Source organism: Chitinophaga nivalis (assembly GCF_025989125.1).
GTDB classification, from domain to species: domain Bacteria; phylum Bacteroidota; class Bacteroidia; order Chitinophagales; family Chitinophagaceae; genus Chitinophaga; species Chitinophaga nivalis.
Genome location: NZ_JAPDNR010000001.1, coordinates 5,330,319 through 5,342,380, shown reverse-complemented (window position 1 = coordinate 5,342,380; position 12,062 = coordinate 5,330,319). Strand labels below are relative to the sequence as shown.

Below are 12,062 nucleotides of genomic sequence, written 5' to 3'. Positions count from 1 at the left end.
GGTACATAAGTTCTAAATAAAACAAACAATGAAACAACAATTTATAAGCATCTATACAGGTCAGGAATCTTTTTTAACAGACCACCGGATAGGCACAGAAAAAGTACTGCCTGGTGTAGCTTATTTAGAGTTGGCCGCCGCGGGAGCGACGCATCTGAGACAGGAGCAGGTTACCCGGATAAAAGATATTACCTGGCCTGCTGCATTGCAGATCAGAGACACGGCTACGAAAGTATATACCGGCTTTGAAATAGCCGGTGAAGAAACCGGTTTCAAGGTGTATACCCTGGAAGGGGCCACGGCACATGTGCATAGCCAGGGACGACTCAGCACAGCAAAACTGACAGTGCCGGCGAATCAGGACCTGGCGGCTATCCGGCAGCAACTGACAGCAGAGAAAGATGGTGCGGCCTGTTATGAACTGTTTGCTACACTGGGCCTGCATTATGGTCCCGGCTTTCAGGGCATTCAAACGCTTTATTACAATGATACGACTGCTTTGTCGCGGATTGCGTTACCGGTAGAAGCGGGCTATCGCCTGCCTCCTGGTATATTGGACAGTGCTTTGCAAACATGTATCGGCATACATATGGCAAAAGGCACACCCGCGTTATCGGTTCCCTACAGTGCCGGAGAAGTTACTATTTATCAGGATTTGCCGGCAACGGTGTGGAGTTATGTCCGGAAGCGCAGCGATAACAACGGCAGTGCGATAACCCGTTATGATATTGATTTGTTGAACGAACAGGGCGAGGTATTGGTGCGTATCACCGATTTTGCGACACTCCCTGTTGATTTGTTTACAAAAGCGGATAGCCGTACCCGTTTGTATACTTATAACTGGGAAGAAGTATTACCAGTTAGCCCGGCAAAGGAAAACCCCGATAGCCGCCATCAGATTTTATTGGCGGGTGGCCCGGCTGGTCTGGCAGATCAGTTGCAGGCAGCACTGGATATACCGGTAACGGCTTTACTGGCAGATAATGCAACGGAATACTTTATCCGGGTATGGGAAATCGTTAAAGCGGAATTACAGACAAAAACTAATACCCATATTATCGTATTGGGCAGCCATGCAGATTATGTGGAGTATGGTTTAATAACAGGCTTATTACAAACAGCCGCATTGGAACATCCGGGTATCAGTGGTAAGGTGATCAGCGTAGAGGCGTTGTCGTTACATGCGATCACCGACCTGACCGCCATCCTGGAAGCCGAATTATATACTACGGATACGCAGGTACGTTATGCCGCCGGCAAGCGGTCTGTAAAACGCGTAAAAGCAGCCTCCCTGACAGAAGAGGGCGTTGCTGTTAAAACCGGTGGCGTATACCTGATCACCGGTGGTGTGGGTGGTTTAGGGAAAATATTCGCCACACACCTCAGTCAGACGGCCGGTACAAAGCTGGTCCTGACAGGCCGTAGTGAGCTGACGGCAGCCCATGCTGCCTTTGTGGCATCCTTGCCGGATGCCGTCTATCACCGTTGTGATGTGGGCAATAAAGCGGAAGTGGCTGCATTGATAGCGATGATCAAAACGCGCTATCAACAACTGGATGGTATCATTCACAGCGCGGGTGTGGTGCGGGATAGCCTGATGGGCAATAAACAGATAGATAATATCCGGGAAGTACTCTCCGCTAAAATAGCCGGTACCTATAACCTGGACGAATGTACGAAAGGGGAAGCCCTGGATTTTATGGTGTACTGTTCTTCCGTCGCTGCTATAGCAGGGAATGTAGGTCAGGCCGATTACGCAGCCGGCAATGCTTACCAGGATCACTATGCAGCTTACCGGCAGGATAAACAATCAAAAGGAGAACGACAGGGGAAAACGCTGAGCATCAACTGGCCGTTATGGAAAGAAGGTGGGATGCAGTTAGAGGCAGTCCATGAAAACTATCTGGCGCAGCAATGGGATATTTTACCATTGCCTTCGGCAGATGGGCTGGCGGCGTTTACCACTTTGCTCCGCAGCGGTTTATCTCAGGGCATCGTGTTGTACGGTAAATCAGAAAGGGTATCGGCCGTATTACAAGCCGTGACAGATACCAGCGCCACAAAGCCGGCCAGTCCTTCGCTGCAGGTAGCAGCGGAAGCCTTGCTGAAACCGGCCGCCATCCGTTTCCTGCAAGATATTTTATCGGCAGCACTCAAAATACCATTGAATAAACTGGACCCGGATGTTGCCTTTGAGCGGTATGGGATTGACTCTGTTATAATCACCCAACTGACCGGCTTATTGGATCAGTCATTCGACCGGATTCCACGCACCTTGTTTTTTGAATACCAGACACTGAGTGCGCTGGCAGATTACTTTGTCACCTTCCATGCTGCCCGGTTGCAGGTATTAACCGGATTGCAGCCAGCAGACCCTATACAACCGGAAGTGAACAATCAGCCGCAGCCTGTAGTAGTAGCGGTACCTGCAAGGGAGGAAACAGCGGCGTCGTCATTATCAGAAGATATTGCGATCATCGGCCTCAGTGGCCGTTATCCGGGCGCGAAAAACATAGCCGCCTTCTGGGAAGTATTGAAAGCTGGCAAGGACTGCATCACCGAAATTCCCGAAGAACGCTGGCCCATCGCCGGTTTTTATGATGCAGAAAAAGGGAGTGCCGGTAAGAGCTACAGCAAATGGGGTGGCTTTATAGCAGACGTAGATAAATTTGATCCGTTATTTTTTAATATATCGCCGCGGGAAGCCGAATTGATGGACCCGCAGGAAAGATTGTTCCTGGAAACGGTATGGGAAACGATAGAAGATGCCGGATATACGAGAACGGGTGTGTCCGGAACGATAAACGGCAAAGCGGTATTGGGTGACAAGGTAGGCGTGTATGTAGGGGTGATGTATGAAGAATATCCGTTGTTTGGGATAGAAGAAAAAAGAAAAGGACATGCTGTTTCCCCCAGTGGCAGCCCTGCCAGTATCGCCAACCGCGTATCTTATTATTTCAATTTTCATGGCCCCAGCATGGCGGTGGATACCATGTGTTCCTCGTCATTGACAGCCATCCACCTGGCTTGTGAAAGTATCCATAATGGCCATTGTGAGCAGGCTATCGCAGGTGGGGTGAATGTGAGTATTCACCCGAATAAATACCTGGCCCTGAGCCAGGGACATTTTATGTCGGCTATCGGCCGGTGTGAGAGTTTTGGCGCCGGTGGTGAAGGATATGTACCAGGGGAAGGAGTAGGCGCCGTACTCTTAAAAAGATTAAGTAGCGCTATCGCAGCTGGTGATCATATCTATGGGGTGATTAAAGGAACAGCCATCAACCATGGCGGTAAAACGAATGGTTATGCCGTACCTAATCCCAAAGCACAGGCAGCTGTGATCAAAGCAGCGATGGACCGGGCAGGAGTACAGGCAGCAGACTTTAGTTACATCGAAGCACATGGCACAGGTACCAGTCTGGGCGACCCGATAGAGATAGCCGGATTGAGTCAGGCATTTGCCACTACACAACTACAGTATTGCAGCATCGGTTCGGTGAAGTCGAACATCGGGCATTGCGAATCGGCAGCAGGTATATCCGGGCTGACGAAAGTATTGCTGCAATTAAAGCATCAGCAGCTGGTGCCTTCTTTGCATGCCGCTACTTTAAATCCGAATATAGATTTTGCAGGTAGTCCGTTTAAGGTACAGCAACAGCTGGAGGCATGGACTACCATAGATAATAAGCCTCGCCTCGCCGGCATCAGCAGCTTTGGGGCAGGGGGGAGTAATGCGCATCTCATTGTAGCAGCATATCAGCCGGCAACAACAACTGTCTACAGCAGTACGGCGCCGGTTATCATGGTGTTATCCGCCCGTGATACCGACCGGCTGCGGGAACAGGTGACCAACCTGAAAGATTACCTGGAGCAGCATCCGGAAAGTAATCCCTATGAGATCGCCTATACTTTACAAACAGGCCGGGAGGAAATGGAAGAGCGTGTAGCCTTCATTGTTAAAACACCGGCTTTCTTTATCAACCAGCTGACCGATTACCTGGCGGGCAAAAAGCATGATTATTTTACTGGCAATACAGAAACGGCGCCTGCGGGCTTTTTACTGGAAGGAGAAGCAGGACATGCATATATCACCACGGCCATTAAATGCAGGGAGAGTGCTTCGCTGGCGCAATTGTGGGTAAAGGGCGTGCATATTGACTGGCGTCTACTGTATGGAGGTCATCTGCCTAACAGAATCAGTTTGCCGGTATATCCGTTTGCCCGTGAACGTTATTGGATTGCAGTAGCAGCGGAACCCGAAAGCTTTGCTGCAAACGGTCATCATCAGCTGCATCCGTTATTGCATTATAACAGCTCTACCCTGAGGGTACAGGAGTTTACCAGCATCTATACAGGAAAAGAATTATTCCTGTCTGATCATCAGGTGGGAACCGAAAAGATATTGCCTGGTGCGGCACAGGTGGAACTGGCCCGTGCTGCAGGTAGCTATGCTGCAGAAGTGCCGGTGACGCGCTTCTCAGCGATTAACTGGTTGTCGCCGGTGAAGGTAAATGGTACACCGGTAACAGTGCATATCAGCCTGACTGCAGCCGGGGAAGATATCGCCTATGAAATTTATTCCCGGGAGGCCACAGCAACAAAGATATACAGCCGGGGAAAAATGCATACCACAGTGCAGGAGCCGCCAGCAGCGCAACATCCGGATAGCATCCGGCAAAGATTACCATTGGTAAAAGACGGGCCTGACTGTTATGACCTGTTCAAAACAGTAGGATTGAATTATGGTACTTCTTTCCGGGGGATAGAAACAATTTACTACAGTGAAACAGCAGCATTGTCGCGGATTGTGTTGACACCGGCCGCTGGCTACAGCCTGATTCCCGGTGTGCTGGACAGCGCCTTGCAAACATGTATAGGATTAAGTCTGGACGAAAAGGTATTGGGATTGGCGTTACCTTATAGCGTAGGCGAACTTATTATCTACCAGGATTTACCGGCTACTGTATGGAGTTATGTCCGGAAAAGCAGCCAGGAGAAGATAAACAGCAACGGTACTGGTTATGATATTGATTTGTTGGGAGAGCAGGGAGAAGTATTGGTACAGATAAAAGATTTTGTAACGCTGCCTGTCAATCGTACGGAACAGCCGGCAACACCTGCTGTTACCCGTTTATATACCCATCGCTGGGAAGAAAATCCGGCAGCATCGCCAGCCGTGAACCGCACAGATACCAGCCGGCATATCCTGTTGGCGGGCGGCTCCGCTGAGTTGGCCGGTCAGCTGCAAACGGTATTGCAGGTGCCGGTAACCGCTTTATCTACAACAGATAGCACCGACTATTTCATCCAGGTATTGGAAATGGTGCAGACGAAATTGAAGGCACGTACAAAGGCACATTTTATCGTAGTATGCAGCAACGCAGACTATGTAGCAGGTGGTTTCGTATCCGGGCTATTACAGACGGCGGTGCTGGAATATCCGGGCGTAAGCGGTAAAGTTATTGGTGTAGCGGAGCTATCGTTGTCTACCCTTACCAAGATCCTGGAAGCAGAACTATATACTACGGATACGCAGGTACGTTATGTGGCCGGAAAGCGGGAGGTGAAAAAGGCGAAAGAAATCCCGGCCGCTGCACCGGCACCTGATGACATGCACATCAAACCAGATGGCGTATACCTGATAACAGGCGGTGCAGGTGGTTTAGGAAAAATATTCGCCACGCATTTGAGTCGTACTGCCGGTACAAAATTGATTCTCACCGGGCGCAGTGAACTGACGGTAGCGCAGGCCGCATTTGTAGCGGCATTGCCCGATGCCAGCTATCACCGTTGTGATGTGAGCAACAAAGCGGAAGTAGCCGATTTGATCAGCCACATCAAAACACAGTATCAAAAGCTGGATGGTATTATTCACAGTGCCGGCGTCGTGCGGGATAGCCTGATTGTCAACAAACAGACTGCCACCATTAAAGAAGTACTTTCCGCTAAAATAGCAGGTACCACTAACCTGGATGAATGTACGAAAGATGAACCATTAGATTTTATGGTGTTCTTCTCTTCCATTGCATCTGTGTTGGGCAATGTGGGGCAGGCCGACTATGCGGCTGCCAATGCCTGGCAGGACCATTACGCGTTGTACCGGCATGAAAAACAGTTAAGCGGAGAAAGGCAAGGTAAGACACTCAGTATGAGCTGGCCCTTATGGAAAGAGGGAGGCATGCAGCTGGATGCCGACAGTGAAAGATATCTGGAACAGCAATGGGGACTGCAGCCATTATCTACGGCTGCCGGCTTACAGGCTTTCGATACCTTATTAGGTGGTGATGCCGGACAGGTAATGATTGTTTATGGGAAACCAGCAGCCACCGCGAGCTTGTTTGAGCAGGCTGTAAAACAGACTACACCCGTGTCTGGTGAAGCCGCACAGGCATCGTTGAAACCGGTGGCTATCCAGTACCTGCGCACCTTACTGTCCCGGGAATTAAAATTGCCGGCAGGGAAGCTGGATCCGAAAGCACCGTTGGAACGGTATGGTATCGATTCGGTAATGATTACCCGCCTGACCAATTTACTGGGAGAAGTGTTTGCCGGCATATCCGGCACCTTATTTTTTGAATATCAGACCGTAGAGGAACTGGCGGGCAGCTTAGTGGCAGATCATCCGGATACGCTCCGGAAACTGGCAGGAGAAACGATATCTGCCGGCCACAACATCGCCGGCGACATTCACCAGCAGCAGGGAACACGTTTCAGACCGCTGCCGGCAAAAACAGCTACGGATACATCTGCGTTTGAACCGGAAGATATTGCCATCATCGGATTAAGTGGCCGTTACCCCGGTGCCGCAAACGTGACGGAGTTCTGGGAGAATTTAAAAGCAGGCAAAGACAGTATTACAGAAATTCCGGCAGACAGGTGGCAGATAACCGGCTTTTATGATGCTGAAAAAGGCACTGCCGGTAAGAGTTACAGCAAATGGGGCGGCTTCCTCCAGGATATAGATAAATTTGATCCGTTATTCTTTAATATCTCGCCGCGGGAAGCCGGATTAATGGACCCGCAGGAACGCCTGTTCCTGCAAACCGTTTGGGAAACCATGGAGGATGCGGGATATACCAGTGAGGCGTTACAAGGCCGCAAAGATCGGTTGCCGGGAGAACCGCCTGCACGTGTAGGCGTATACGTGGGTGTGATGTATGAAGAGTACCAGTTGTTTGGCGCAGAAGAACGGTTGAAAGGTAATTTTATCACACCGGCAGGCAGTCCGGCCAGTATCGCCAACAGGGTATCCTATTGTTTTAATTTTCAGGGTCCCAGCATCGCCGTGGACACGATGTGCTCTTCCTCGCTGACAGCCATCCACCTGGCCTGCAAAGACCTGCAAACAGGAGATACCGCAGTGGCGATTGCCGGTGGGGTAAACCTGAGTGTACATCCGAATAAATACCTGTTGTTAAGCCAGGGAAAATTTGTATCCGGTAAAGGAAGATGTGAAAGCTTTGGTGCAGGCGGAGAAGGTTATGTGCCGGGAGAAGGCGTGGGAGCCGTATTGCTGAAAAAATTAAGCCAGGCCGAAGCCGATGGCGATCGTATCTATGGGGTGATCAAAGGAACAGCGATCAACCATGGCGGTAAAACAAATGGCTATACGGTACCGAATCCGCAGGCACAGGCGGCTGTTATCAAAGCAGCCATCAATAAGGCTGGTGTAGCAACGAAAGATATTAGTTACATCGAAGCACATGGCACGGGTACCAGTCTGGGTGATCCGATAGAAATTACCGGGTTGACCAAAGCATTTGCTACAGAAGAGAAACAGTATTGCAGCATAGGATCTGTAAAATCCAACATCGGGCATGGCGAGTCCGCCGCCGGTATATCGGGGTTGACAAAAATATTGTTGCAGCTGAAACATCAGCAGTTAGTCCCTTCTTTACATGCCGCTACCCTCAATCCGGTGATTGATTTTGCGAATAGTCCGTTTAAAGTACAGCAACAGCTGGCGGCATGGCCTACAGCCGATAATAAACCCCGCGTGGCGGGTATCAGTGCCTTTGGCGCAGGTGGCAGCAACGCGCATCTGATAGTGGCAGAATACCAGCCCCGGTTAAAGCCGGCATATACCAGTGATGATCCGGTTATTATACTGCTGTCGGCAAAAAATGCAGAGCGCCTCAAAAAACAGGTACAGCAGCTGGCCGGATTTCTGGAAACCCAGCCGCATACCAATTTGTATGACATCGCCTATACCCTGCAGATAGGCCGGCAACCGATGGATGAACGCCTGGCTTTTATCGTAAAGGATAAAGCGGAACTGGCTGCACAATTGCATAACTACTTATCCGGTACGCCAGGAGATATCTTTACCGGTAATACCAGAGAAGAAAAACAGGATTTCCTGCCGGATGATAATGCCGGGCAGGCTTATATAGATCAAGCCCTCAAAGAGAAAGCACTGGAACAACTGATCCGGTGGTGGGTGAAGGGAACAGACATTGACTGGCACTTGTTGTATGAGGAGCATACCCCGGATAGAATCAGTTTGCCCACCTATCCTTTTGCCAGAAAGAGATACTGGTTTGATCATAAAGAACAACGAACAGACAGTCGTCCTGCACAGCCGGCAACCGTATCTGCGACTACTGCCATACAATTGGCGGAACTGATAAAAACCGCGGAGATGTTTAACCACCCCGTTGAAATAGCCGGCATGCAAAAGAAAGTGGCATTAACCAATGTACTGGAAGCCGTAACAGTTACAAATCCGCTTATAGCAAGTGAAACCCCTGATCCTATGCAGAATAACATACAGGTTGAGCAAGACAACCGGTTAATGGAAATGATCGCATCCAATGAAGTACACGCTCAATTGGAAACACTGCTGAAAAATACCTTGTATATCGAGGAAGATATCAATGGTGAACTTACTTTTCAGGAACTGGGTCTGGATTCTATCCTGGGTGTAGAATTGATTAAAAGTATCAATGAACAGTTTGGATGCAGCTTTAGTGCCACTACACTATACGACTATCCCACATTGCATTTGCTGGCAGGTCATATCACGGCACAGCAGTCATTTGCACCGGTGCAGGAAGCAACCGTACAACGGGCGCCTGTTGTTGCTACCCGCGTTGTTTTAGACAGTATTGCAACAGCGCAACCTGTATCCGCACCAGTACCGGATAAGAAGCCTGCAAGGGAAGCCACGGAAGCAAAAATATTATCCCAACTGAAAAAGATGTTGGGCGAAACTTTGTACCTGGATGAAGAGATGGATGAAAACCTGAGCTTCCAGGAACTGGGCCTGGACTCCATTCTGGGGGTAGAACTGATTAAAAGCATCAATGAACAATTTGGATTGCAATTGCCGGCAACCAAACTGTATGACTATCCGGCGTTGAAAGAACTGACAGCTTACATCGCCAATCAGTTGCCGGCGGAGCAGGTCGCGGCAACGTTGCCAGTATTTCGTGAGGAACCACAGCAGCCATTACCACCTGCAGAGCCGGCGCCCATTGTAGCAGTGCCACAGGTGAAAGCAACACGTGAAGAGCCGGTAGCAGTAGCCACCACCACAGAAAAAATTGCCATTGTAGGTATGAGCGGTCGTTATCCAAAGGCCGGTAACCTGCGTGTTTACTGGGATAACATCGCCACCGGTACCGACTGCGTAACGACGATTGCCAAAGACAGATGGGACGTAGAACGTTACTATAAAGCGGATGGAGAAAAGACCGGTGACGTGTATTCCAAATGGCTGGGCGCCGTAGATGATATCGATAAATTTGATCCGCTGTTCTTTAATATTCCTCCCGCTGAAGCAGAAATGATGGACCCGCAGCATCGGATTTTCCTGGAAGAATGCTGGAAAGCCCTGGAGGATGCGGGATACAGACGCTCGCAGTTAGATGGTATGAAGTGCGGTACTTACGTTGGTATCATGGGTAGTGAATATGGTAACCTGATGTTGAAATCAGGAATCGCCCTGAATCAGGCACAATCCATGACCGGCACCGCTCATTCCATTTTTGCCGCCCGGATGTCTTATCTGCTGAATCTGAAAGGTCCCGCCATTGCGATTGATACGGCTTGTTCCAGCTCACTGGTGGCCATTCACCTGGCCTGCCAGGCATTGCTGCAGAAAGAAACGGATATGGCCCTCGCAGGTGGCGTAAGCCTTTATCTGGGGGTAGAGTCCTATCAGCAGATGTGTGCGGCAGGCATGTTATCTAAAGAAGGTAAATGCAAAACATTTGATAACAGCGCAGATGGTTTTGTACCGGGAGAAGGAGCGGGTGTAGTGGTATTAAAGCGTCTGAGCGACGCGATAAGAGATGGTGATGATATTAAAGGGGTGATACTGGGTTCAGGTATCAACCAGGATGGAAAAACAAATGGCATCACGGCTCCGAGTGTAAGTGCACAGACCGCGTTGTTAAAAGATATTTATACAAGATATGCGATCAATCCGGAAACGATCAGCTATGTGGAAACACATGGTACTGGTACTAAACTGGGTGATCCGGTAGAAGTAGAAGCCCTCACCAATGCGTTTAATGCCTTTACAGATAAAAGTAGTTATTGCGGCATTGGTTCCGTGAAGAGTAACCTGGGGCATACCTCTGCTGCCGCAGGTGTGGCGGGCCTGGAAAAAATCCTGTTACAGTTTAAACATAAAAAACTGGCGCCGAGTATTCATTACCGGGAAGAGAACGAACATCTGCGCTTGTCGGCCAGTCCATTTTATGTAGTGACTGCATTACAGGATTGGACAGTTGCTCCTGCTACGCGGCGGCGCGCGGCTTTGAGCAGCTTTGGTTTCAGCGGCACGAATGCGCACCTGGTGCTGGAAGAATATCCTGCTGTATTACCAGCGCAAACAGCGGGACTCCCCGTGCTGATTGTATTATCGGCGCGTAACACCGCGAGGTTGAAGGCGCAGGCGCAGGAGCTGAAAGATTTCCTGTTGGCAACGCCGGATGTAATGCCGGAAGCAGTAGCCTATACGCTACAGGTAGGAAGAGAACCCATGGAAGAGCGATTGGCGTTACTGGCAAAAGATACGGCAGCTATCATCAGGGGATTGTCGGATTATTTATCAGAGAAAACAGCAGATCTTTTTGTGGGTAATACCCGTAAAGAAAAACCGGCTATTTCCCTGACGGGCGAATCGGGCAGGGCCTATATCACCAGTGCGGTGAAGAACCGCGAGCTGGGCGCCCTGGCGGAGTTATGGGTGAAAGGTGTCAATATTTCCTGGGAGCTGTTGTATGGCGCCGGTAAACCACCTAAAATCAGTTTACCTACATATTCGTTTGCCCGTGAACGTTATTGGGTGCCGGCAAATCCTGCTGCGGTATCATCTGCACACAGAGAACCAACAGTAGCGGATAGCAAAGCTTCGGTAGCTACTTTGCAGGAACCGGAGCCACTGATATATAAAAATGATGAAGCTGGTGAAGCCGCTTTTAAAGCTATTTGTGGCAAAGGATTGTTGCAGGTATTATTGGAATTGGGCGTAGCTACCCGGCAAACCGCCGGTCAGTCGTTGGATGAATTGAGAAAGGCACTGGATATAGAAGATAAATATGCGCGTTTGTTTACGGCATTTATTTTGGAGCTGGAAGCACTGGGGTATGTAAACATCACCGCGGAAGGACTGCACATACCGGCAGCTGTCAGGGAAGTGGCGGCTACTTTCCGCCTGGAGGTGGCGTTGCAGGAACTGGTAAAAGACCGGATAGCCTATGCGCCGCATGTGAACCTGGTGAAAGCTTGTCTGACAGCGTTGAGCGGCATCCTGACGGGGAAAACACGGGCAACCGATGTCATCTTCCCGGATGGTAGCCTGGAGCTGGTAAGTGGTATTTACAAAGGCAACTATCTGTCGGACTATTTTAATGAACTGCTGGCCAACATCGTTCGGGATACGGTGGCAGATATGACGAAGGAACTGAAACCCGGTGAAAAGGTACGTATACTGGAGGTAGGCGCAGGTACCGGTGGCACGAGCGAAGTGATCTTCAAAAAACTGATACCTTATAAAACACAGGTGGAATATGTGTATACAGATCTCTCCAAAAGTTTTTTATTCCATGCAG

The 12,062-nt window shown here is 49.7% G+C and carries 1 protein-coding gene (only partly in view); it reads left to right on the top strand.

Translation table 11 applies throughout. The features are described from left to right. The first annotated feature begins 28 nt into the window (after positions 1-28). Positions 29-12,062: the 5' portion of an SDR family NAD(P)-dependent oxidoreductase gene (locus OL444_RS20870; RefSeq protein ID WP_264729984.1), read on the top strand. The gene runs 4,853 nt beyond the window's last position; 12,034 of the gene's 16,887 nt are visible here — the first part of the coding sequence; its start codon is at positions 29-31; its stop codon lies beyond the right edge, outside the window.